The 23,429-nt window shown below is 46.0% G+C and carries 19 protein-coding genes and 1 pseudogene; 6 read left to right on the top strand and 14 right to left on the bottom strand.

Translation table 11 applies throughout. The features are described 5' to 3' along the window. Positions 1-54 precede the first annotated feature (54 nt). The 6 genes from L9Q40_RS13530 to zapE form a co-directional block, all read right to left on the bottom strand. A complete protein-coding gene (locus tag L9Q40_RS13530; RefSeq protein WP_014230785.1) occupies positions 55-792 on the bottom strand; it encodes a cytochrome c1 in 738 nt (245 codons plus the stop codon). After that, a complete protein-coding gene (locus tag L9Q40_RS13525; protein ID WP_014230784.1) occupies positions 789-2,054 on the bottom strand; it encodes a cytochrome b in 1,266 nt (421 codons plus the stop codon). Before L9Q40_RS13525 ends, L9Q40_RS13530 begins: the two co-directional genes overlap by 4 nt. Continuing rightward, positions 2,054-2,644, bottom strand: a complete 591-nt coding sequence (petA, locus tag L9Q40_RS13520; protein WP_014230783.1) for a ubiquinol-cytochrome c reductase iron-sulfur subunit — start codon at positions 2,642-2,644, stop codon at positions 2,054-2,056. The genes L9Q40_RS13525 and petA overlap by 1 nt, the downstream gene beginning before the upstream one ends. Before the next feature lie 544 nt (positions 2,645-3,188). Continuing rightward, complete coding sequence (gene rpsI / locus L9Q40_RS13515) at positions 3,189-3,581, bottom strand: 30S ribosomal protein S9 (protein WP_014230782.1); 393 nt, start codon at positions 3,579-3,581, stop codon at positions 3,189-3,191. A 15-nt stretch (positions 3,582-3,596) separates the two neighbouring features. Next, the gene (gene rplM / locus L9Q40_RS13510) at positions 3,597-4,025 is read right to left on the bottom strand and encodes a 50S ribosomal protein L13 (protein WP_005396465.1); all 429 of its coding nucleotides are present in this window, start codon (positions 4,023-4,025) and stop codon (positions 3,597-3,599) included. 251 nt (positions 4,026-4,276) lie between these two features. Beyond that, positions 4,277-5,380 carry a cell division protein ZapE gene (gene zapE / locus L9Q40_RS13505; protein WP_498793590.1) on the bottom strand — a complete coding sequence of 368 codons (1,104 nt, stop codon included), beginning with the start codon at positions 5,378-5,380 and terminating at the stop codon, positions 4,277-4,279. A 195-nt stretch (positions 5,381-5,575) separates the two neighbouring features. Here zapE and zapG point away from each other — a divergent pair, with 195 nt between their 5' ends. The 5 genes and pseudogenes from zapG to L9Q40_RS13480 form a co-directional block, all read left to right on the top strand. Continuing rightward, on the top strand, positions 5,576-6,019 hold the full coding sequence (gene zapG / locus L9Q40_RS13500; RefSeq protein WP_014230780.1) for a Z-ring associated protein ZapG: 444 nt from the start codon (positions 5,576-5,578) through the stop codon (positions 6,017-6,019). A 189-nt stretch (positions 6,020-6,208) separates the two neighbouring features. Next, the gene (locus tag L9Q40_RS13495; protein ID WP_498793589.1) at positions 6,209-7,576 is read left to right on the top strand and encodes a DegQ family serine endoprotease; all 1,368 of its coding nucleotides are present in this window, start codon (positions 6,209-6,211) and stop codon (positions 7,574-7,576) included. A 197-nt stretch (positions 7,577-7,773) separates the two neighbouring features. Beyond that, on the top strand, positions 7,774-8,838 hold the full coding sequence (gene degS / locus L9Q40_RS13490; protein WP_498793588.1) for an outer membrane-stress sensor serine endopeptidase DegS: 1,065 nt from the start codon (positions 7,774-7,776) through the stop codon (positions 8,836-8,838). A gap of 62 nt (positions 8,839-8,900) precedes the next feature. After that, a complete protein-coding gene (locus L9Q40_RS13485) occupies positions 8,901-9,410 on the top strand; it encodes a helix-turn-helix domain-containing protein (RefSeq protein WP_498792503.1) in 510 nt (169 codons plus the stop codon). Further along, positions 9,407-10,249, top strand: a pseudogene (locus L9Q40_RS13480) (IS3 family transposase); the annotation flags it as partial. The gene L9Q40_RS13485 and the pseudogene L9Q40_RS13480, both read left to right, overlap by 4 nt. Positions 10,250-10,298: 49 nt before the next feature. Here L9Q40_RS13480 and parC read toward each other — a convergent pair. The 6 genes from parC to nudF form a co-directional block, all read right to left on the bottom strand. Continuing rightward, the gene (gene parC, locus L9Q40_RS13475) at positions 10,299-12,584 is read right to left on the bottom strand and encodes a DNA topoisomerase IV subunit A (RefSeq protein ID WP_498793587.1); all 2,286 of its coding nucleotides are present in this window, start codon (positions 12,582-12,584) and stop codon (positions 10,299-10,301) included. A 3-nt stretch (positions 12,585-12,587) separates the two neighbouring features. Continuing rightward, positions 12,588-14,468: a DNA topoisomerase IV subunit B gene (gene parE, locus L9Q40_RS13470; RefSeq protein ID WP_020335874.1), complete on the bottom strand. Its 1,881-nt coding sequence runs from the start codon at positions 14,466-14,468 to the stop codon at positions 12,588-12,590. Between the two features lie 250 nt (positions 14,469-14,718). Continuing rightward, a complete protein-coding gene (gene yqiA / locus L9Q40_RS13465; RefSeq protein WP_014230775.1) occupies positions 14,719-15,303 on the bottom strand; it encodes an esterase YqiA in 585 nt (194 codons plus the stop codon). Positions 15,304-15,350: 47 nt separating this feature from the next. After that, a complete protein-coding gene (gene cpdA / locus L9Q40_RS13460) occupies positions 15,351-16,157 on the bottom strand; it encodes a 3',5'-cyclic-AMP phosphodiesterase (protein WP_498793586.1) in 807 nt (268 codons plus the stop codon). Positions 16,158-16,203: 46 nt separating this feature from the next. Beyond that, a complete protein-coding gene (locus L9Q40_RS13455; RefSeq protein ID WP_014230773.1) occupies positions 16,204-16,662 on the bottom strand; it encodes a DUF1249 family protein in 459 nt (152 codons plus the stop codon). 3 nt (positions 16,663-16,665) lie between these two features. After that, positions 16,666-17,313: an ADP-ribose diphosphatase gene (nudF, locus tag L9Q40_RS13450; RefSeq protein WP_014230772.1), complete on the bottom strand. Its 648-nt coding sequence runs from the start codon at positions 17,311-17,313 to the stop codon at positions 16,666-16,668. A 228-nt stretch (positions 17,314-17,541) separates the two neighbouring features. Between nudF and tolC the strand changes: the two genes are divergently transcribed. Continuing rightward, positions 17,542-18,864: an outer membrane channel protein TolC gene (tolC, locus tag L9Q40_RS13445; RefSeq protein ID WP_263837990.1), complete on the top strand. Its 1,323-nt coding sequence runs from the start codon at positions 17,542-17,544 to the stop codon at positions 18,862-18,864. Positions 18,865-19,018: 154 nt separating this feature from the next. Here tolC and hldE read toward each other — a convergent pair whose 3' ends face one another. Continuing rightward, positions 19,019-20,449 (bottom strand): bifunctional D-glycero-beta-D-manno-heptose-7-phosphate kinase/D-glycero-beta-D-manno-heptose 1-phosphate adenylyltransferase HldE, encoded by a 1,431-nt coding sequence (hldE, locus tag L9Q40_RS13440; protein ID WP_014230770.1) that lies wholly within the window; start codon positions 20,447-20,449, stop codon positions 19,019-19,021. Positions 20,450-20,516: 67 nt separating this feature from the next. Then, on the bottom strand, positions 20,517-23,360 hold the full coding sequence (glnE, locus tag L9Q40_RS13435; protein ID WP_498793585.1) for a bifunctional [glutamate--ammonia ligase]-adenylyl-L-tyrosine phosphorylase/[glutamate--ammonia-ligase] adenylyltransferase: 2,844 nt from the start codon (positions 23,358-23,360) through the stop codon (positions 20,517-20,519). Positions 23,361-23,429: the final 69 nt, after the last annotated feature.

Here is a 23,429-nt window from a genome sequence, read left to right as displayed (position 1 = left end):
GCCTCCATTGTACAGTCAATTAAAATTGGGAATTAGCACGATATTTTAGCACAATTAATGCACATCACGCCAATACTCTTTCTTAAGCAACACAACGATGATAGTCAGGATGACTAAGAAGCCCATCACCCACCAACCAATTGCGTGACGCTCTAGTTGTACCGGGTCACCAGAGTAAACCAGGAAGTTAACCAGATCACCCACAGCTTTGTCGTATTCGCCTGTACTTAGTTCGCCAGTACCATCCGTTTCAGTACCAATAACAACTTTAACTTCTTCACCATCAACGTGGTGAGTTTCGTAGACTGGTGTTGGGATACCTTGTAGTTCTTCAAGTACATGTGGCATACCAACACTTGGGAATACAATGTTGTTTACGCCAAACGGACGTGATGGATCCACATAGAACGAACGTAAGTAAGTGTATAACCAATCTGCACCACGAACTCGAGCAACCAGCGTCAAATCTGGCGGTGGAGCACCAAACCAGTTTGCCGCTTGCTTAGGTGGCATAGAGTTAACCATCAGATCACCGATTTTCGCTTCTGGATTGAAAATCAGGTTCTCTTTCATTAAGTCTGTTGGAATTTCCAAATCTGTTGCGACACGCTCATAACGCTGGTACTGCGTAGAGTGACAGCCGAAACAGTAGTTCATGAATAACTTCGCGCCGTTTTGCAGCGAAGCTTTATCCGACAGGTCCACGTGTGCTTTATCAAGCGGCACACTGGCCCCCGCTGCCATCGCTAGAGATGGCAACATAGCAAATAGAATTACAATCCACTTCTTCATTTGAATGTCACCCTCTCTGGTAATGGTTTAGTTGCTTCATTTTTGCTGTAGAAGAACAGCAGTACAAAGAACATGAAGTAACCCAAACTAAAGATTTGTGCTAGTAGTGTGTATGTTGGCGTTGCTGGTAACGCACCCAAAATACCTAGCGCAATGAAGCTGATAGTGAATTGGATAATATTCAACAGATGAAGTTTGCTACGGTAACGGTAAGAACGCACTTTACAACGATCTAGCCACGGTAGTACAAACAGAACTGCAATCGAAGCACCCATCAGGATTACGCCCAACAGCTTGTCTGGAACCGCACGCAAGATTGCGTAGAACGGTGTGAAGTACCATACAGGCGCGATGTGCGCAGGTGTCTTAAGCGGGTTCGCTGCTTCAAAGTTAGGCGGCTCAAGGAAGTAACCACCCATTTCTGGGTTGAAGAACAACACGTAACAGAAGAAGAACAAGAAACCAGCTACACCCACCAAATCTTTTACCGTACCGTAAGGGTGGAACGGAATAGAGTCGATGATGTCGTATTTCTTCGAGTAGTAATCGTGGAACTTGAATTGCGTTTGGTAATCATCGCCCATAGTGCCTTTCGGTAGTTTAGTCTCGATACCGTCAGGGTTGTTTGAGCCAACTTCGTGCAGTGCCAATACGTGAAGTACGATAAGCAGAAGCAGTACGATTGGTAGCGCAATAACGTGAAGCGCGAAGAAACGGTTCAACGTTGCACCAGAGATGATGTAGTCACCACGGATCCAAAGTGTTAGATCGTCGCCAATAACAGGAATCGCACCAAATAGAGAAATGATTACTTGTGCACCCCAGTATGACATCTGACCCCATGGTAATAGGTAACCCATGAAAGCTTCAGCCATAAGAACCAAGAAGATCAACATACCGAAGATCCACAGTAGTTCACGAGGCTTTTGGTACGAACCGTAGATCAGACCACGGAACATGTGTAGGTATACAACCACGAAGAATGCTGAAGCACCGGTAGAGTGCATGTATCGCAACAACCAACCGTACTCAACATCACGCATGATGTATTCGATAGAAGCAAATGCACCTTCGCCAGAAGGAACGTAGTTCATCGTTAACCAAATACCCGTTAGGATTTGGTTAACAAGAACCAACATAGCCAGAGAACCAAAAAGGTACCAAAAGTTGAAGTTCTTCGGCATTGGGTATTCAGATAAATGCTTTTTATAAGCATTCATGGCTGGAATACGTTTTTCTACCCAGTCTAACATTGCTTGCATTATGCATCCCCCTCATCAACACCAACTATGAGCTTCGTGTCACTCAGATACATGTGCTTAGGAATCACAAGGTTCAACGGCGCAGGAACACCTTGGAACACTCGGCCAGCCATATCAAACTTAGAACCATGACATGGACAGAAGAAGCCAGATTTCACACCCTGAACTTGCTCTGAGAAAGAATCAGGCAGGTAGCTAGGTGAACAGCCTAAGTGAGTACAGAAACCAACTGCAACAAAGAACTCCGGCTTAATTGAGCGGTACTCATTCTGAGCGTAAGCAGGTTGCTGCTCCATTTCAGACTTAGGATCACGAAGTTTATCGTCGATAGTTTTGAGGTTATCTATCACTTGCTGAGTACGGCGTACAATCCATACAGGTTTACCCTGCCACTCAACACGAACCAATTGGCCCGGTTCGATTTTACTGATATCCACTTCCACCGGTGCACCAGCAGCTTTTGCTTTAGCACTCGGATTCCATGATTTTATAAAAGGAACGGCGACGGCAGCTGCCCCTAACCCACCCACAACTGCCGTTGTAGCGGTTAGAAAACGCCTGCGACCGTTATTTAAAGGCGCGTTGCTCATCCAAACATTCTCCCATTTGCTCCCTTGGATCGTTATTATTCCGCTTATAAGAGCATGGCTAACACATAATGAATTTCGTTATATTTATTGGGAGGAAATGATAAAGAAAACCCTACTTTTTGACAAGATAAAGCTACCTTTTTGTAACATTTGTGAGGCAAATCGCCCGTGTCGTCACAAAAGCAGTAAAATAATAAATGTTTGATGTGATTTGTAACAAGAAAGCGAAAGGAAGAGACACGAAATAACGAGGTTTATCCCTTTTATATCGGTTGTTTTCAGTAAATTAAGTCTACTGAAGAAGAAATAAAATTACCGGACTACTGACGAGAGTTATTAAAATTTTGTAGCACATGAAATTAAGAAAAAACTTAATAATGGCTCAGCTAAATATTGCGTGGGTATTAAGTTAGGTCCGGGATAAAAATATCAAATTAATAGCGTATTTTTCAGCCGTATAAAAAACAAAAAGCTCGGCATATAGCCGAGCTTTTGGTGCACAGTATCCAGAATAACTCTGGAAAGCATAATTCCCGTAAGGAAATTAACGCTTAGAGAACTGTGGACGACGACGTGCTTTACGTAGACCAACTTTCTTACGTTCAACGCAACGAGCGTCACGAGTAACGTAACCAGCTGCACGTAGAGCAGGACGTAGAGACTCATCGTATTCCATAAGCGCGCGAGTGATACCGTGACGGATAGCACCAGCTTGACCAGAAATACCGCCGCCTTTAACTGTTACGTAAAGGTCTAGCTTGTCAGTTAGTTCAACTAGCTCTAGAGGTTGTTGTACAACCATGCGTGCTGTTGGACGACCGAAGTATTCGTCAAGGTTACGCTTGTTTACTACAATGTTGCCGCTGCCTGGTTTGATGAAAACACGCGCAGCTGAGCTTTTGCGACGGCCAGTGCCGTAGTATTGATTCTCTGCCATTTTCGAAATCCCCAATTAGATGTCTAGTACTTGTGGTTGTTGAGCAACATGGTTGTGCTCAGCGCCTGCGTAAACTTTAAGCTTACGGTACATAGCACGGCCTAGAGGACCACGTGGAAGCATGCCTTTAACTGCAAGCTCAAGAACCATCTCAGGTTTACGATCGATCAACTTTTCAAAAGTGATAGATTTTAGACCACCTGGGAACTCAGAGTGACGGTAGTACACTTTGTCTTTAGCTTTGTTACCAGTTACAGCAACTTTCTCAGCGTTGATAACGATGATGTAGTCACCAGCGTCAACGTGAGGAGTGTATTCAGCTTTATGTTTGCCACGTAGGCGAGATGCAATTTCACTTGCTAGACGGCCAAGAGTTTTACCTTCAGCGTCTACAACGTACCAGTCGCGTTTTACAGTTTCTGGTTTAGCAACGAAAGTTTTCATGCTAATAATAACCCGTTAATTAAAATTTAAACTTTAAAGGAACACCCTTTTGGTGCTCCCACACTGTCTAAGAGCCCAGTCATCACCCCTTCGAGTCGGTGGTACTCTCGACCTTCATTGTCGAAATAACTTCGATAATCAGGTCTGCAGTAACGGTGGGTCGCAGGATTATAGAGAAGACCGAAGAAAAAATCACCTTTTTTTGCGCCAAATCACTAATTTTTTCTTCAGTTTTTTTGAAACAAGTAGATTTAAGCCAAATGCTCTCTTGCGAGATACTCATGACTCTGCATCTCAGTTAAACGAGATAGACAGCGCTTAAATTCAAATTCAAGCTGGCCTTGAGTATATAAGCTATCCATCGGCACTTCCGCAGAAATAATGAGCTTAACATGTCGCTCATAAAACTCATCGACCAGAGCAATAAAACGTCTCGCAGCGTCGTCTATTTTGCCGCTCATCTGCACAACATCAGCCAGCAATACGGTGTGATAAATGCGTGAGAGTTCTATGTAATCATTCTGGCTTCGAGTCGTTTGACATAACTGAGCAAAAGAAGCATGCAATACACCGTCGCTGGCTTCGATAACCTCGATATTGCGATGGTTAATTTCTATCTGATGCGCCACGTGCTGCCGCTCACCTGTCAGTTGCTGGTAGTACTTATTCAGGTTAATGGTCGCTTGTTCGTCTAAAGGATGATGATAGATTTCTGCCTGCTCGAGTGTTCTTAAACGGTAATCCACCCCACTGTCGACATTCAAAACATCGCATCGAGCCAAAATCATATCGATTGCAGGCAAGAATCGCGCTCGCTGTAAACCGTTACGGTACAAATTTTGCGGTTCAATATTCGACGTCGCAACTAAGATCATCTGACGCTTAAACATTTCTTGTAGCAATGTAGCCAGAATCATTGCATCGGTAATATCAGAGACAAAGAATTCATCAAAGCACACCACGTCCGCTTCTTTTTTAAACTCGTCAGCCACTTTCGATAATGGGTTTTCAACATCACCCAGTTGCTTCAATTCATCGTGTACTCGGTACATAAAGCGATGAAAATGCACTCGCATCTTTCTTTCTGTTGGCAACGCATCAAAAAAAGCATCCATCAAATAGGTTTTACCTCGACCGACCCCTCCCCAAAAATACAAACCTTTCGGTGGTTCAGGCAATTCAACCTTTTTACCCATGAGTTTTTGCCATTTGGAAAGTTGAGGTACAGGTGCAGACTGAAAATTGACAATAGCGTGGTAGAGCTTATCCAAAGCAGTTACTGCCTGATGTTGGGCTTCATCACGCTGGAATCCATGTTCTGTTATATCTTTTTGATATTGTTGTAGTGGTGTCATCGCATTAAGTCGTTTTAGAGGTACAAAGGGAAGTGTCACCTCGGGGGCAATGTCTGATTACAGAGAATTAGTTATCAGTCCCCGAAGACATACTGCTATTTTTCTTTATCGGCTGTTCAAGCCATAGTAACATGGACGAGCACCGCGTGTAACTAAGTAGTAAAAGACTTGTTAAAACAAATATAAGGAGCAGTTATGCCTTGGATTCATGCCATTGTGGGTTTGCTGGTCGGTACAATCGTAGGCGTAGTCATTAGTAGACTAACCACACCTGAATACAAAAAACAGAAGTCTGTACAGAAAGAATTAGAGTCGGCGAAGTTTGAACTAGAGCAACAACGCCAAGAGCTCGTTGACCACTTTGCCCAAACCGCAGAAATGTTGGATACCCTAGGTAAAGATTACACCAAGCTGTATCAGCATCTAGCGAAGACGTCTTCAGAACTTTTGCCTAATCTACCAGAGCAAGATAACCCGTTTGATAAGAAGACAGCGATGGCTTCAGAGCAGATCAAAGAAGATCAGCCCAATGTCAACGAACAACCTAAAGACTACGCCAATGGCGCAACAGGTCTTTTAAAAGATCAAGAGAAAGAAGTAATTACAGCACCTGAAGCGGTCACCGCCAAAGCATCATAACACCTCTTATCTCCCCTATCGGGCCGATACAAATCTCATTTTGTATCGGCCCTTTTTGAACTTTTCTGAAACAGCCACCTCTAACTTATTTGTGAACTGCTACCCCTTTTGATTATCCCAACTGAACCTTATATTACTAATAGTTAGGATATTTCTTTTTGGCAGACATGTTTCAAGAGGAGTTATTGGATGAAAAAACCACTGCTTGCACTGACCGTTCTATCTCTAAGTTTGAGTTCTATCTTCACGCCAATCCAGGCGACGGCAGCCTTGCCGCTCAGCATGGATGGTCAGCAACTACCTAGCCTCGCACCAATGCTGGATAAAGTGACCCCAGCGGTAGTCAGCATTGCGGTAGAAGGCAAACAGGTGCAAACCAGCCGTATTCCAGAGCAATTTCAATTTTTCTTTGGCCCAGATTTTCCAATGGAACAAACGCGAGAGCGCCCGTTCCGTGGTTTAGGGTCAGGTGTCATCATAGACGCGAACAAAGGTCATATCGTAACCAATTATCACGTAATAAAAGGGGCAGATAAGATTCGAGTACGCTTATATGACGGACGAGAGTATGACGCCGAATTAGTCGGTGGTGACGAAATGGCCGATGTGGCACTGCTCAAATTGGAAAAAGCAAAGAACCTGACACAAATTAAAATTGCCGACTCCGACAAGTTGCGCGTCGGTGACTTTACCGTTGCGATTGGTAACCCGTTTGGTCTCGGTCAAACCGTCACTTCAGGTATTGTTTCCGCCCTCGGCCGCAGCGGTTTAAACCTTGAAAACTTCGAGAACTTCATTCAAACCGATGCAGCGATTAACAGCGGTAACTCAGGTGGTGCCTTGGTCAACTTAAATGGTGAACTGATCGGTATCAACACCGCAATTTTGGGTCCAAATGGCGGCAACGTCGGGATTGGCTTTGCGATTCCTTCTAATATGATGAAAAACCTGACCGAGCAAATCTTAGAATTTGGTGAAGTCAAACGCGGTATGTTGGGTGTTCAAGGCGGCGAAGTCACGTCGGAGCTAGCAGAGGCTCTTGGCTACGAGTCCAGCAAAGGCGCATTTATTGGTCAGATTGTTCCAGACAGCGCAGCTGATAAAGCGGGCTTGAAAGCTGGTGACATCATCGTGTCCGTGAATGGCAAGTCTATTAATACCTTCTCTGAATTGCGCGCAAAAGTGGCAACACTGGGCGCAGGCAAGAAGATAACCCTGGGTGTTGTGCGTGATGGTAAAGACAAAACTTTCGACGTTACGCTTGGCGAGTCAACCAACATCAAAGCGAAAGCGGAAACACTGCACGATGGCCTTAAAGGTGCTGAGTTAAGTAACACCAACCAGAGTGATTCCGTTCAAGGTGTGAAAGTAACCAGCGTTGTTGAAAACTCACCAGCAGCACAATACCAGTTGCAAGAAGGTGATATCATCATCGGTGTGAACCGTCAGCGCGTGAAAAATCTAGCTGAGCTTCGTGCCATTGTAGAGAAGCATAAAGGCGTACTCGCACTTAATATTCAACGCGGTGATCGTACTATTTACCTGGTAATCCGATAGCAATATTCGTTCAAACATGAGTCGATAGAAGCGCGTTGGATACACAACATTCGGTGACAGAGCTCTAATACTTTGACGAACTTTTAGTCGGACAATTAAAAGGACAGCACAATCACGTGCTGTCCTTTTGTTATTTTTCAATGTAATGCTATTCTTCACCTTCCTATGCCACTTTGGCGTTCACACATGGAGAGGATATGCTTAGCTTTTTATTACGTTCTGTCTTTCTAGGCTTGGCAACCGCCGCCGTTGTCCTACTTGCGGTTCCATCTTTACGTAATAACGTAATTCCAGCTGCGCTTGATCCACAACCAAGCAACATCGCCTCTCTTGAACTCTCTTTCAATCAGGCTGTTAGAAAAGCCGCTCCAGCCGTGGTGAATATTTACAGCCGCAAGTATGTAGAAAATGATCGTAGCAAGCTTTCTACACAAGGGCTGGGATCTGGTGTGATTGTCAGTGAGAAAGGCTACATCATTACCAATTACCATGTTGTAGCACAGGCTGACCAAATCGTCGTACAACTGCAAGATGGCAGAGCTGCCGCGGCACAACTTGTCGGTACCGACAAACGCACCGATATTGCCGTGCTGCGTGTTGAGGGCACCAATCTCCCCGTGATACCTCTTAACTCAAAATACAAACCTCAAGTTGGTGATGTGGTACTGGCCATTGGCAACCCATACAACTTAGGACAAACCACGACCTTTGGCATTATCTCCGCAACGGGACGCTCTTCTATCAGCGACGGGCGACAAGCCTTCATTCAAACCGATGCAGCAATCAACGAAGGTAACTCTGGTGGTGCATTGGTTAATACCCAGGGTGAGTTAGTCGGAATTAATACCGCCTCCTTCCAGCAAGCAACCGATTTGGAAACTTACGGCATTTCATTCGCGATTCCGGCACCACTCGCGAGCAAGATCATGCAAAAAATCATTGCGGATGGCCGTGTGATCCGTGGCTATATCGGCATTGATGGTCAAGATATTAATGCGGTCACCGCTCGATTATTGGGTAATCAACATATCGGTGGCATTGTCGTTCTCGGTATCGACCCTAATGGTCCCGCTAGCGCAGCAGGCTTCGAGAAACAAGACATCATAATTAGTATTGATGGCAATAAAGTTCAGGGACGTCAGAGCGTGATGGATATTGTCACCGATTTACGTCCAGGTACCACTGTTGAAGTAGGCATTATTCGTAAAGGCAAAGAGATAACGTTGAAAGTCACTATTGCTGAAGACAAACAAGAAGCATAAAAAATCCCAGCCACTGTGAACTGACCCCCAATAGTTGGACACCAATTATTGGGGGTCTCTTTATGTCCAAATATAGCCGAGCATTTAAGTGTGCGGTCGCCAAACAATATTTACTGGGTGAGTGTTCATCTTACGAACTTTCTCAAACTTACTCCATTGCACCACGCATAATACGTTACTGGGGAAAAGTGTTTGAGATTCATGGTTCTGATTCATTTAAGCCTCATGATTTCGCTAAAAATGCTCAAACCAAGCTCCAAGCGTTAAAAAAAATGTGGACGAATGGCTGGTCTATCAACCACACTAGTGCGGTATTAAATTTCTCCTCCTCTGGAACACTCTCCGTTTGGCTTAAACAGTACAAACAATATGGCATTCAGGGGCTTGAACGTAGTAGAGGACGATCACCAATGAGTAAGCACCCTTTTATCCAGCAAAAAAGTGATGATGAAAAAACGCTGGAGGAGCTAAAAGAGGAGTTAGCCTACTTACGCGCCGAGAATGCCGTTCTAAAAAAGTTAGAAGAGCTGGAGCAGGAAAAGCCTCGCCGAACAAAGAAAAAGCGAACGTAGCTCTAGCTCTTAAAAGCTGTTATCCACTAAAACACCTTTTGCATGCCTTAAAGTTAGCGAGAAGTATTTTCTATTATCATGCGAAGCCAAATAACGACGCCGAACAGTATCAAGATGAAAAGAGTCTAATAGAGCAAATTTACCATGAGCATAAAGGCAGATATGGGTATCGTCGTATTCACTTAGAGCTACGAAGACAGGGCGTTATGCTTAACCACAAAACGGTTCAACGGCTCATGGGTCAACTAGGCTTGAAGTCTACCGTCAGACCCAAACGGTACCGCTCTTACAAAGGAGAAGTGGGAACTGTGGCCCCCAATGTTCTTGAACGAGACTTTAAAGCGACGAAGCCAGATGAGAAGTGGGTAACTGATGTCACTGAGTTTAAAGTTAAACAGCAGAAAGTCTATCTATCACCAATCGTTGATCTGTTCACACAGGAAGTTGTGGCTTATAAGGTCGCAAAAAATGGGCGTCTACCTCTGGTCACTGAAATGTTGACAGACGCGGTTGCGACTTTAGGCGAAGGCGCTAAGCCAATCGTTCATAGCGATCAAGGGTGGCAATATAGGCATAAGAAATATCAGAAAAAGCTATCTGAAAGTTGCTTAACACAGAGCATGTCGCGGAAAGGAAACTGTCTAGACAATGCAGTTGCGGAGAACTTCTTTGCCTTACTGAAAACAGAAATGTACCATAACCAGCACTTTGAAGATGCTGATGACCTGATCGCTCATATTGACGAATACATCGAGTATTACAATACCAAACGAATTAAAGTGAAATTAAAAGGCCTGACTCCGATAGAGTATCGAAATCAGGCCTTGCAAGCCGCTTAACAGAAATGTCCAACTTTATGGGGTCACTTCACTGGCTGGGATTTTTGTTTTATTCGCTTTCGCTCGATTCTTCAGTGTTGCTCGACTCACCGAGCTCAACGTCGATTCGTGTCACTCGCTGTAAGCCTCTTGGCAGCAGACTGCCTCGACGACCACGCTCTCCACGGAAATTATCCAAGTCAGTTGGTTTCAAGCCCAGCTTACGCTTGCCAGCATAAAGAGTCAGAGAAGCTCCCTGTGGCAGAGCCATCAGATGAGATAATACTTCTTCACGATCTTTCGCTTTCGCCGCAGGAATGTTGATGATCTTATTCCCCTTACCTTTTGCTAATTGCGGCAGGTCTTTAATTGGGAACAACAACATACGTCCCTGGTTAGTGATCGCCAGAATTTCATCAGAGTCTAAATCTTCAACTTCTTTAGGCGTCATAACTTCCGAGTTCGCAGGTAAGGTGACCAGAGCTTTACCGCTGCGGTTCTTCGACAACAGATCGGAACCTTTACATACGAAGCCGTAACCCGCGTCAGAACCCACCAGCCATAACTGATCTTCTTCACCCATAATCACCTGGCGAATGCTGCTGCCTGCGGTGATGTTCAGGCGACCAGTAATTGGCTCACCCTGGCTACGAGCAGACGGTAAAGAGTGCGATTCAAGCGAGTAGCTGCGACCATCACTACCAAGGAAAACGGCAGGTTGGTTACTCTTACCTCGGGCATGCGCCAAGTATTTATCACCAGACTTGTAGTTCAGACCTTCTGCTTCAACTTCGTGGCCTTTCGCGTGACGAATCCAGCCTTTTTCAGACAGAACAACCGTAATTGGTTCACTTGGCACTAGGTCACGCTCAGTTAGCGCTTTCGCTTCTGCACGCTCTACCAGTGGTGAGCGACGATCATCGCCGTATTTCTCTGCATCTACTTTGATTTCTTTCTTCAGCAATGTATTCAGACGGCGCTCAGAACCTAATAGCTGCTCTAGCTTCTCACGTTCTTTTTCCAGCTCTTCTTGCTCACCACGGATCTTCATCTCTTCCAGTTTGGCAAGATGACGAAGCTTGGTATCCAGAATCGCGTCGGCTTGGATATCAGTGATACCAAAACGCTCCATCAGCACCGCTTTTGGATCGTCTTCAGTACGGATGATCTCAATCACTTCATCAAGGTTCAGGTACGCAACCAACAAACCTTCTAAGATGTGCAAGCGAGCCATCACTTTGTCTAAGCGATATTGCAAACGACGGCGAACCGTCGTGCGGCGGAACTCAATCCACTCCGATAGAATCTGAACCAGACCTTTAACCTGAGGACGGTTATCCAGGCCAATCATGTTCAGGTTAACGCGGTAGCTACGTTCTAGATCAGTAGAAGCGAACAAGTGATTCATCAACATATCGCAATCGACTCGGTTAGAACGAGGAACGATAACGATACGAGTTGGGTTCTCATGATCCGATTCATCACGAAGATCTTCGACCATTGGTAGCTTCTTCGCACGCATTTGGTTTGCGATTTGCTCAAGTAGCTTAGAGCCTGACACTTGGTGCGGAATCGACGTGATGACGATGTCCGACCCTTCTTTATGCCAGACTGCACGCATCTTGATGCTGCCACGTCCGTTACGATAGATCTTTTCAATTTCCGCTTGCGGGGAAATGATCTCAGCTTCCGTTGGGTAATCCGGGCCTTTCACATACTGCATTACGTCCGGCAGTTCCGCTTTAGGGTTATCAATCAGATGGATTGTTGCGTCAGCCACCTCACGTACGTTATGCGGAGGAATATCCGTCGCCATACCAACCGCGATACCCGTTACGCCGTTAAGCAGGATATGAGGCAGACGTGCTGGCAGCATTTGCGGCTCTTTCATCGTGCCGTCAAAGTTAGGCTGCCATTCAACCGTGCCCTGACCTAGTTCACCCAGTAATACTTCAGCAAACTTAGACAGTTTCGCTTCGGTATAACGCATCGCTGCGAAGGATTTCGGGTCATCCGGCGCACCCCAGTTACCCTGACCGTCAACCAATGGGTAACGGTAAGAAAATGGCTGCGCCATCAATACCATCGCTTCGTAACACGCAGAGTCACCGTGCGGATGGTATTTACCCAACACGTCACCGACGGTACGTGCTGATTTCTTGTATTTTGCGGATGCCGAGAGACCTAGCTCCGACATTGCGTAGATGATACGTCGTTGAACCGGCTTCAAACCATCGCCAATGTATGGCAATGCGCGGTCCATAATTACGTACATCGAGTAATTCAGATAAGCGTCTTCGGTGAACTTGCGCATCGGCAACTGTTCAACGCCATCGTAAGTAATTTCTGTAGACATTCGTTAAACCTCTGCCAAATCGCCGTTGTTTTGTAACCAAGAACGACGGTCATCTGCACGCTTCTTACCAAGTAGCATGTCCATCATTTCCATGGTCGCCGCAGAGTCATCAATGGTTAACTGCACCAGACGACGCGTATTCGGATCCATGGTGGTTTCACGCAGCTGTAATGGGTTCATCTCACCCAGACCTTTGAATCGCTGTACGTTTATTTTGGCTTTCTTCTTCGACAAGCGCTCTAGTACGCCATCTTTTTCATCGTCATCAAGCGCGTAGAACACTTCTTTACCGCAGTCGATACGATACAGTGGCGGCATGGCAACATAGATATGACCCGCTTCCACTAGTGCGCGGAAATGACGAGTAAATAAGGCACACAGCAGCGTCGCGATATGAAGACCATCCGAGTCCGCATCGGCAAGGATACAGATCTTACCGTAACGAAGACCGTCGAGGTTGTCGTTATCCGGGTCGATACCTAACGCAACGGAAATGTCGTGCACTTCTTGAGACGCCAGAACTTGGTCAGCAGACACTTCCCAGGTATTCAGAATCTTACCGCGCAGTGGCATCACTGCCTGGAACTCACGATCTCGTGCTTGTTTTGCCGAGCCACCCGCCGAGTCACCCTCCACGAAGAAGATTTCGGTACGATTTAGGTCTTGCACAGAACAGTCGGTTAGCTTACCTGGCAAGGCAGGGCCTGACGCAACTTTCTTACGTACGACTTTTTTGCTCGCACGCATACGACGGTGCGCGTTAGCGATACAAACTTCAGCAAGTTGCTCTGCCAGTTGCGGCTTTTCGTTCAGCCATAGGCTGAAGGCATCTTTCACCACGCCTGAAACAAATGCCGCCGTTTGACGAGATGAAAGGCGTTCTTTGGTCTGGCCAGCAAATTGCGGATCTTGGATTTTCACCGATAGCACATATGAACAACGATCGAAGACATCATCGCCGGTCAGTTTGACGCCACGTGGAAGCAAGTTACGGAATTCACAGAACTCACGCATTGCGTCCAGCAAACCTTGGCGCAGGCCATTTACGTGTGTACCGCCCTGAGCAGTAGGGATCAGGTTGACGTAACTTTCGGTGATCATCTCGCCGCCTTCTGGCTGCCAGATCACAGCCCAGTTTGCGGCTTCGGTTTCTGCAGAGAATTCACCAGTAAACGGCTCTTCTGGCAGAACGGTGTATCCTTTAACGCCTTCAGCCAGATAGTCTTTTAAACCATCTTCGTAGTGCCACTTGTAGTCTTTGTTGTTCACTTTGTCTGTGAACGTGATTTCTAAGCCCGGACAAAGAACCGCTTTCGCACGTAGGTTATTGACCAGGCGCGTCACAGAGAAATTTGCCGAGTCAAAGTACTTCGCTTCTGGCCAGAAGTGCACACTGGTACCACGATTACGGCGGCCACATGTGCCGGTTACGGTTAGATCCGAAACTTTATCACCATGCTCAAAGGCAATCTCATAGACCTGACCATCACGGCGGACCGTCACTTCAACACGCTTAGACAACGCGTTTACTACCGAAATACCTACCCCGTGGAGACCACCAGAGAATTGGTAGTTTTTGTTCGAGAATTTACCACCCGCGTGAAGCTTACATAAGATCAGCTCAACACCAGAGACTTTCTCTTCTGGGTGGATATCAACAGGCATGCCTCGACCATCATCGATCACTTCAAGTGATTGGTCAGCATGTAGGATGACTTGTACTTTTGAGGCATGTCCGGCTAGCGCTTCATCGACACTGTTATCGATAACTTCTTGGCCCAGGTGGTTCGGGCGCGCTGTATCCGTATACATCCCTGGTCGGCGACGTACTGGCTCTAAGCCATTCAGTACTTCAATGGCCCCAGCATTATATTGTTCAGTCATAATACGGAATTGTTCTCAAAGTTTATTTGTTACCTGCAAAACACGGTTCAGAATGTGTTTCTCAGGAAACGAAAAAGCCACCCTGTTAGTATCTTTAAATGTTTGTAAATCTGATACATAACAAAGCAGCCAGAGTCTATGACCCTTAAGATCTTTCAGCAAAATATAGTCGGAAAGCAAACCGCCTATGTCAAGCAACGGTTGGATATATCAGCAAAAACTATGAGCGTATTCCAATCGTTCCTATCCATTACAGTTCTAGAAATTCGATAATCTTTGCAGGATAACGCTCAAAGCCTACAAAACTGTGATCACCGCCTTGTTCTACCGTTTGCTTGGATTGCGCAAACTTATTTACCGCCTGGCGATAGTCCAGAACCTCGTCTTCGGTTTGCTGCAGTAGCCAAAACGCATCTGGCGATGCGATGCTTTGTACATCAAGAGCTTTCAACTCGTCAATATGGCAAGTCTCAAGTGTATAAGTTTCATTCGTGTAGGGGTTAGTTTGTTCACCTAAATAGTCGACTAGCAACTCATAAGGTTTGACGGCCGGATTGACCACTACAGCTTTGAATCCAAATTGGCTGTTCAACCAAGTAGACATAAAGCCTCCTAACGAACTGCCTACTAATCCAATTCGGTAATCATTTTGATATTGCTCGACGATGTCCAGTAACAGTTGAGCGGCTAGTTGCGGAAAACACGGCAACTGCGGAATGATCACTTTGATGTCCGGGCGATGCTGCTGACAATACTCTCTCATCAGATTCGCTTTCATTGAGAGTGGTGAGCTATTAAAACCGTGGATGTACAGCAATAATGAAGGTTTCATCATAAAAGTCTCACATAAAAAGAAAGCCCGAACATAATGTTCGGGCAGGATTAGTATCCGTTCGAGGAGAAATCTGGTTGGAACTGACCTTCCGGCAATCGATTAACCTGAGTCGTAATCTCGCCGGTCGTATGAAGCTCTAATTCTCGCCAGCCTGGCGAAGTGGTATCTAATGCAAAGTCATCTGAGTTAGGCTTGAATTGCACACACGTAGAAGGTGTCGCCATGACTCGAATGCCTTGATGTAGCACATTCATATCTTGATGAACATGCCCGCACAGAATCCCTTTAACACCATCAAAACGTTCGACAATCTGCCAGAATGCTTCTGCATCTTTCAGAGTGTGTTGGTCTAGCCACGCGCTACCAACAAGAATTGGGTGGTGATGCAATAATACCAGCGTATAACGCTCAGGGTACTCGGCTAATTTTTCTTCAAGCAATGCCAGCTGCTTATCGCTTAAACGACCGTGCGGAACGCCTACTACTTGAGAATCCAGCAGGATCACTTGCCACTTATCACCAAGCAACACATGCTCCGTCGCTTTGATCTGCTGTGATGGAAGTACACTGCCCATATTGGGTTTGTAGTCATGATTGCCCGGCAGCCAAAAACAATCTTTCTCGAGCGGCGCAATACCTGCGGCGAATCGTTGATAAGATCCCGCGCTGTGATCTTGCGAAATATCCCCGGTTGCTAAAATGTAATCAAACCCCACTTCGCGGCGCAAAACCTCATCAACCACAGCAGAAAAGCTGTCGGCCGTTTTTACGCTCAGCAAACTTCCCTCATCTGCCTCAAACAGATGAGTATCCGTGATTTGTAAAAGTTTGATGCTGTCACTAGATGATTGCAAAATGAAAACCTGATTCGTCCACTATATTGTTATTTGTTATTTTCCTTTAGCGACGCGACGAGCAATTGAAGGCAAGTGGTGTTCTACTGATTCCACTTCTTAAACAAAACGTCAGCCATTCACCAAGGAACGTGTTTAGTTGATGCTTTTCATCTCGTTGCATCAATTTGTCGTTGGGATAATCATATTTAGCTTTAATGCGAGAGAAGTCTCCGCTTGAGCATACTTCAGCTACTCTCGCATCGTGGTAAAGCCTGACAGACATTGTCGGTAAAGGAAACACTGGTGTTTCATCACTCTGACATATCTCAACAACTGTGGTGTATTTTGTGACTTCATTCACGGTCAATTGATAAACCATATGCGCGGCTTGATAGCAGCGCACGTCACCAACCTCAGCAGAGACAGGCAGCAGGGCATTTAATTTAGCGTAATTGGTCTCATAAGTTCTCATTAGACCCGCTAAATCAACATGATATCGCTGTTTTTCAGCTATCTGCGCCATTACTTACTCTCCACCGTTATGGGGGCTTACCCATTGTGATTTCAACTCAAGATGGTTTAATTGCAACCATTGCACTGCAATAATTGAAGCAGCATTTTCAAGTTTTCCATCTTTCACCCATTGATATGCTTCTTCACGGCTGATGACGTGAACTCGAATATCTTCATCTTCATAGTCTAAACCATGAATGCCTTCCGCTTTAGAAGCATCGACTTCTCCGACAAAAATATCCAACTTTTCTGAGCATCCGCCTGAAGAGGGATAGTAAGACGTCATCGGAATCACTCGCCCCACCTCAAGCCCCGCCTCTTCGTGAGCTTCGCGGCGGATCACATCTTCAACGGATTCATCTCGATCAATCATGCCGGCAACAATTTCAAGCTGCCAAGGATGATCGTGTTCTAATGCACCAACTCGTATCTGTTCAATGATAACAACCTGATCCTTTATTGGATCATAAGGCAACATCGCCGCAGCGTGTCCACGTTCGAACATTTCTCGCTCAACAACATCACTCCAACCACCAGCAAAGAGCCGATGTTTGAAACGGTACTTCACCATTTTAAAGAAGCCCTTAAAGAGGGTCTCTTTCGAGATGATTTCCACATCTTGTGAAGTAAACTCGTCTTGTCGCTTGTCACACTGTTGCATTAAACACCTCTCTGAGTGAATCTTGTAGTGTACTCATTGTTAATCACTTGCTCAAAGGACTTGGCTCAACTTTTTGTATAATAGTTATAATTTATTTTAAGTATTGTACAAATTTTTATTGCACAACTGGATAATTACGTGTAAAAAATGCAAAGTTTAGAGTAAATATCGTCCAAATTGAGTTAAACTACTGAGAATTAACCAATCTATTGACCGCGGGAATAGAAAATGAAAAAATTGCTTCCACTTTTTATCAGTGCAGCGCTAGGTAGCATAAGCGTATCGGCTTATGCGGACTCATTAGCTGACATCTACGACTTAGCAAAACAAAACGATCCACAATTGCTTAGCGTAGCAGCACAGCGTGACCAAGCTTTCGAAGCAATCACCTCAAGCCGTAGTGCCCTTCTACCACAAATCAACTTAACAGCGGGTTACGATGTGATCCGCGGTGATATCGATTACGATTCAGCGGGTAAAACGACTTATGATAAGAATGACCTGACCGCTGGTATCAACTTCACTCAAGAACTTTACAACCGCGCATCTTGGATTACGTTAGACACGGCAGAGAAAACAGCTCGTCAAGCAGACGCAACTTATGCGGCAACACAACAAAGTTTGATCCTTCGAGTGTCGCAAGCTTACTTTGAAGTACTACGTGCTCAGGATAACCTAGTGTTTGTCCGTGCCGAAAAAGCCGCTGTTGGCCGCCAACTTGAGCAAACTAAACAACGTTTTGAAGTGGGCCTTTCTGCTATCACCGACGTACATGATGCACAAGCGCAATACGATGCAGTACTTGCTGATGAAGTATTGGCAGAAAACGATCTGATCAACAGCTACGAATCATTGCGTGAAATCACCGGTCAGGAACACAAAAATCTGAACGTGCTTGATACAGATCGCTTCTCTGCAAGCCGCTCGGATAGCCCTGCTGAAGACCTAATTGAAATTGCAAAAGAGCAAAACCTAAGTTTGCTGTCTTCTCGCATTTCACAGGATATCGCTCGTGACAACATTTCCCTGGCTAGTTCTGGTCACTTACCAACGTTGAGCTTGGACGGTGGTTACAACTATTCTGACCGTGGACAGAGTTCAGCTGACTATGATCTTGACGCATTGAGTGTTGGTATTAACCTATCGGTTCCTCTATACACAGGCGGTAACGTAACTTCGCAAACTAAACAAGCTGAGTACGCTTATGTTGCTGCAAGTGAAGATCTCGAAGCTCAGTACCGTAGCGTAGTGAAAGATGTTCGCGCGCAAAACAACAACATCAACGCATCAATCGGTGCATTGAAAGCTTACGAGCAATCTGTAGTTTCTGCTCGCTCTGCACTAGAGGCGACAGAAGCAGGATTTGATGTAGGTACTCGTACGATTGTTGACGTACTGGACGCAACTCGCCGTTTATACGATGCAAACCGCAACCTATCTAATGCTCGTTACGACTACATCATCAGTGGTCTGCAACTGCGTCAGGCGGTAGGTACACTGAATGAGCAAGACATCCTAAATATCGATGCGGGTCTGAAAGCTGTAAACTAATCAGTAAACAAGACAAGCAAAACGCCAGTTGCTAAACAACTGGCGTTTTTTATTGCCTGTAAAAAACAACGGAAGATTAGGTATCGCTGGCGGATGTAAAAAAGGCCACCCTAGGCAGCCTTTCCATTACGATTTAATTAAGATGTTAAAGGGTTTACCCTTTGCCACCTTTAATCGCATTAATAATTTCACTAGTTGAACAACCATCTTCAAAGTTCAGTACACGAACTTCACCGCCAGCAGCAATCACCTCTTTGCCACCTGCAATCTCTTCTGGTTTGTAGTCTCCGCCTTTGACCAATAAGCTTGGCAGCACTTCTGAGATCAAGCGCTGCGGTGTATCTTCACTAAATGGTACCACCCAATCTACCGCACCTAAGCCAGCCAATACTGCCATACGACGATCGGTTGGGTTTACCGGACGGCCAGGACCTTTAAGACGCTTAACAGACTCGTCAGTGTTCACGGCTACGATTAGGCGATCGCCCAGTTCAGCAGCATGGTTTAGGTAAGACACATGGCCTGCGTGAAGAATGTCAAAACAGCCATTGGTCATCACAACCTTCTCGCCTTTAGCACGTGCTTTCTTCACCGCTTCGATCAAAGCTTTTTCTGAAATCACACCAAAGTCGGTATCTTTACTACCATGTACCGCTTCAGCCAGTTCAATTTCAGACAAGGTTGATGTTCCTAGTTTACCAACTACAACGCCAGCAGCCGCATTCGCAAGAGCACACGCTTCTTCAAATGATTTACCCGCAGCAACTGAAGCCGCCAGTACAGAAATCACTGTGTCGCCTGCACCCGTTACGTCATACACTTCTTTTGCTTGTGTTGGCAGATGGAACGGTTCCGCACCTCGGCGAATTAACGTCATACCATGTTCACTTCGGGTAACCAGCAGCGCATCAAAGTCAAATTCTTCCACAAGCGCCAGTGCTTTTTCCACCAGCTCCTGATCAGATTTCACTTTGCCAACCACATCTTCGAACTCTTTCATATTTGGCGTCAGAAGTGTCGCACCACGATAGCGTTCAAAGTCGGCACCTTTTGGATCGATGAATACAGGAACGTTGGCAGCGCGCGCTTTCTGAATGTACGCCTGTACATGTTCAAGAGAGCCTTTTGCGTAATCTGACATGATCACGGCTTTGACAGTTGGCAGAGCAGAATCCATGCGCGTAAGCACAGGTTCTGGGTCTGTATTTTCGAACTTGTCTTCGAAGTCCAGACGAATCAACTGCTGACCGCGGCTCATTACACGTAACTTAGTGATCGTTGGGTACTCTGGCAGCGGCACAAAGTCACATTTTACTTTGAGCGAGCTGAGTTTTTCTGTCAGAACTTTTGCAGGTTCATCCATTCCTGTCAGACCAACAATGTGAGCGTGACCACCCAATGACGCGATGTTCATCGCAACGTTTGCAGCACCACCCGGACGCTCTTCATTGTTTTCTACTTTTACAACAGGAACTGGCGCTTCCGGTGAGATACGTCCAGTTGGGCCATACCAGTAACGATCTAGCATGACATCACCGATGATAAGCACACCAGCGTTGTTGTAATCAGGTAGAATTGGTTTCATTATTGGTCTCCAAAAATTAAATCGTGCAGAGTTTACCACAGCGCTTGGCGTGGCTAAATAACTCGCCTTAACTGAACCACTGATTCCATGCCTGTTTCACCCACTCTCTTTCCGCAACAAATTTATTCTCGGCAACATCAGCGTCCAGATTGAGTAAGTTTCTATGGTGTATCTCATTACGCATGGAGGTATAGGCGTTTATCAGCTGCATCGCTTGGTCTTCGTCCATCACCTGTTGCGCAATTAGCGTTTCAAAAATTCGTACGTTATCGCACCAACGCGTAAGTTTAGGTTTATCATGGCTGTAGTTGAGCACCAGATACTGAGCCAGGAATTCAATGTCGGTGATGCCGCCAACATCTTGTTTAAGCATAAAACGCCCGGCTTTCTTTCCACCGAGATGATCACGCATTTTTTCACGCATCTCGACGACTTCTTTTTTGAGCGTCGCTTGGTCGCGCGATCTACACAGAACATCATGTCGAGTGTTATGGAAAGCGATAGCCAAAGGTTCATCGCCATAGATCATTCGGGCACGAACCAAAGCTTGGTGTTCCCATGTCCAGGCTTCCTGATGCTGATATTCGTCAAATGCGTCAGTAGGACTCACCAGTAAACCCGAGGCTCCAGACGGACGTAAGCGAGTGTCCACTTCGTACAGAATCCCTGATGCGGTGCGGGTTGAGAAAATATGGATAATGCGCTGAGCTAAACGAAGATAGAACTGGCGACCATCGATTTCTTTCTTACCATCAGTGTATACGCTGACCGGACAGTCATGCATAAATACGATGTCCAAATCAGAGTTGTACCCCAGCTCCCAGCCGCCAACTTTTCCATAGCCAATAACCGCAAACCCTCGGCCTTCACGGTCTTTAACATGGGTAGGCTCACCGTACTTTTCTGACACCTGCAACCAGGCCTGACTGACAACCGCTTCCACGATGGCTTCTGCAAGATAAGTTAAGTGGTCACTCACTTTCATGACAGGCAAAGCACCAGCAATGTCTGCCGCTGCAATACGCAAAATACAAATTTGCTTGAATTGACGCAGTGCTTCCATCTGCTGTTCCATGTCATCTTCTGGAATTCGCGCCAGAAAATCACGCAGCTCAGTTCGGTAACTGTCTAAAGGAATCGGATTATACAGTTGCTGCGGATCAATCAGCTCATCAAGCAGGATTGGATAACGCGATAACTGCTCCGAAATCATCGGACTTGCCGTACACAGCCTCACGAGTTGCACCAGAGCAGCCGGATGTTCATCCAATAACTCTAAGTACGTGGTTCGGGTACAGATTTTGTGCAGCAAGTGCAACACTCTAGGTAAACCAAATTGGGCGTCTGGATGCGCGAAAACCGCATCGAAGACTTTAGGCATCAGTCTGTTGAGCACTTCTCGACCGCGTGGACCCAGTGTTTTCTTGGCAATGTCTTGCTTGAAATCGATAATGGTTTTTGCGCAGGAGGAAAAATCTTCCACCTGAATATCTTGTTGCAGGATATGCTCTAGTACATCTTGCTTTTTAGCCATATCCCATAGCTCATGGAAATGGCGCGCAACATTACTGCCTTCATCTTCCTCGTCATCGCCAATCAAAGAATCGAATACCTGATGAACCTTGCCCATGTGCAGCTGAGTCTGATTGATCAACTCATCCCAGGAGTCAAATCGCATTGCAGTCGCCAGCTTCATGCGCTCAATCTCGCAGTCTGGCAGTGTCTGCGTCTGCTTGTCCGCCATGGCTTGCAGTAAGTTCTCTAGTTGGCGCAAATACTTATACGCGGCTTCCAGACTTTGCACATCTTGTGGGGTTAGCAAGGCAAGTTCTTCAATCCCTCGCAGGGTTTCCAGCAAGCCTCGATTGCGCAGAGAAGGCTCGCGTCCACCGCGGATCAGCTGGAACACCTGAGCGATAAATTCAATTTCACGAATACCGCCCGCACCCAGCTTGATGTTGTTATTCAGCCCACGACGACGCACTTCGCTGCTTATCATCGACTTCATACGGCGTAAGGACTGAATCGCACTGAAGTCGATATAACGTCGGAACACAAATGGACGCAACATCTTACGCAGCTCTTGATACTGTGGGTACATTTCGCATCCCATCACACGAGCTTTAACCATTGCATAGCGTTCCCAGTCGCGGCCTTGTTCCTGATAGTAGTCTTCCAACGCCGCATAGCTCATCACCAGGGGACCACTTTCACCAAATGGACGTAAACGCATGTCAACGCGGTAGCAGAAGCCATCAAAGGTTTGCTGGTCTAAGGCTTTAATAATGCGCTGGCCAAGGCGGGTAAAGAATTGCGCATTGGCAATGCTGCGGCGCGCACCCTGAGTTTCACCGTTATCTGGATAGGTAAAAATAAGATCAATATCGGAAGAGAAGTTCAGCTCGCCACCACCAAGCTTACCCATACCAATGACTAGCATCGGTTGAGCTTCACCTTCAGTATTGGTTGGTGTCCCCCACTCTTTACAACAAGCCTGATATTGCCATTGGTAAGTTTCGAAGATCAGCGCCTCTGCCAGTTGAGAAAGGTGACTCAGTGACTCTTCCAGTGTCCAGGCATGAAGGAAGTCTTTCCAAGCTATATAAACCATCTCACGATTACGGAACTGACGTAATACACGATGGCCTGACACTTCATCCTGACAATCTGCCAATAACTCCGCGAGTCTTGTTCGGTAAGACGCATGTCGGCTTGGCTCCGCCACCATCTCAGGCAAGTCCTGAGCGAGCTTTTCATCTCGATGAATAGTTTCGGTTATGAACTGGCTCAGGCCAGATACATAGTAAAATTGCTCTGCGATTTCACTTGGCCACAATTGAAAGTAGCCAGCTTGCTGAGCATTTTGAACGGCAGATTCAGCGACAGAAATCAAAGACGAAGGCAGCTGCATTTTTCTTCCTTGTGAAAAGCACGATGAATGAGCTTTAAGTTATACCAGAGTTGCAGCAAATAAAAACGC

Source organism: Allocatenococcus thiocycli (genome assembly GCF_921292965.1).
Lineage (GTDB): Bacteria > Pseudomonadota > Gammaproteobacteria > Enterobacterales > Vibrionaceae > Vibrio > Vibrio natriegens.
Note: the sequence above shows the minus strand (reverse complement) of the source record. Positions and strands in the feature narration are given on the sequence as shown.

Coding starts and splice junctions, on each gene's coding strand:
- L9Q40_RS13530 (WP_014230785.1), bottom strand. CDS start 792: ATGAAGAAGTGGATTGTAATTCTATTTGCTATGTTGCCATCTCTAGCG.
- L9Q40_RS13525 (WP_014230784.1), bottom strand. CDS start 2,054: ATGCAAGCAATGTTAGACTGGGTAGAAAAACGTATTCCAGCCATGAAT.
- petA (WP_014230783.1), bottom strand. CDS start 2,644: ATGAGCAACGCGCCTTTAAATAACGGTCGCAGGCGTTTTCTAACCGCT.
- rpsI (WP_014230782.1), bottom strand. CDS start 3,581: ATGGCAGAGAATCAATACTACGGCACTGGCCGTCGCAAAAGCTCAGCT.
- rplM (WP_005396465.1), bottom strand. CDS start 4,025: ATGAAAACTTTCGTTGCTAAACCAGAAACTGTAAAACGCGACTGGTAC.
- zapE (WP_498793590.1), bottom strand. CDS start 5,380: ATGACACCACTACAACAATATCAAAAAGATATAACAGAACATGGATTC.
- zapG (WP_014230780.1), top strand. CDS start 5,576: ATGCCTTGGATTCATGCCATTGTGGGTTTGCTGGTCGGTACAATCGTA.
- L9Q40_RS13495 (WP_498793589.1), top strand. CDS start 6,209: ATGAAAAAACCACTGCTTGCACTGACCGTTCTATCTCTAAGTTTGAGT.
- degS (WP_498793588.1), top strand. CDS start 7,774: ATGCTTAGCTTTTTATTACGTTCTGTCTTTCTAGGCTTGGCAACCGCC.
- L9Q40_RS13485 (WP_498792503.1), top strand. CDS start 8,901: ATGTCCAAATATAGCCGAGCATTTAAGTGTGCGGTCGCCAAACAATAT.
- parC (WP_498793587.1), bottom strand. CDS start 12,584: ATGTCTACAGAAATTACTTACGATGGCGTTGAACAGTTGCCGATGCGC.
- parE (WP_020335874.1), bottom strand. CDS start 14,468: ATGACTGAACAATATAATGCTGGGGCCATTGAAGTACTGAATGGCTTA.
- yqiA (WP_014230775.1), bottom strand. CDS start 15,303: ATGATGAAACCTTCATTATTGCTGTACATCCACGGTTTTAATAGCTCA.
- L9Q40_RS13455 (WP_014230773.1), bottom strand. CDS start 16,662: ATGGCGCAGATAGCTGAAAAACAGCGATATCATGTTGATTTAGCGGGT.
- nudF (WP_014230772.1), bottom strand. CDS start 17,313: ATGCAACAGTGTGACAAGCGACAAGACGAGTTTACTTCACAAGATGTG.
- tolC (WP_263837990.1), top strand. CDS start 17,542: ATGAAAAAATTGCTTCCACTTTTTATCAGTGCAGCGCTAGGTAGCATA.
- hldE (WP_014230770.1), bottom strand. CDS start 20,449: ATGAAACCAATTCTACCTGATTACAACAACGCTGGTGTGCTTATCATC.
- glnE (WP_498793585.1), bottom strand. CDS start 23,360: ATGCAGCTGCCTTCGTCTTTGATTTCTGTCGCTGAATCTGCCGTTCAA.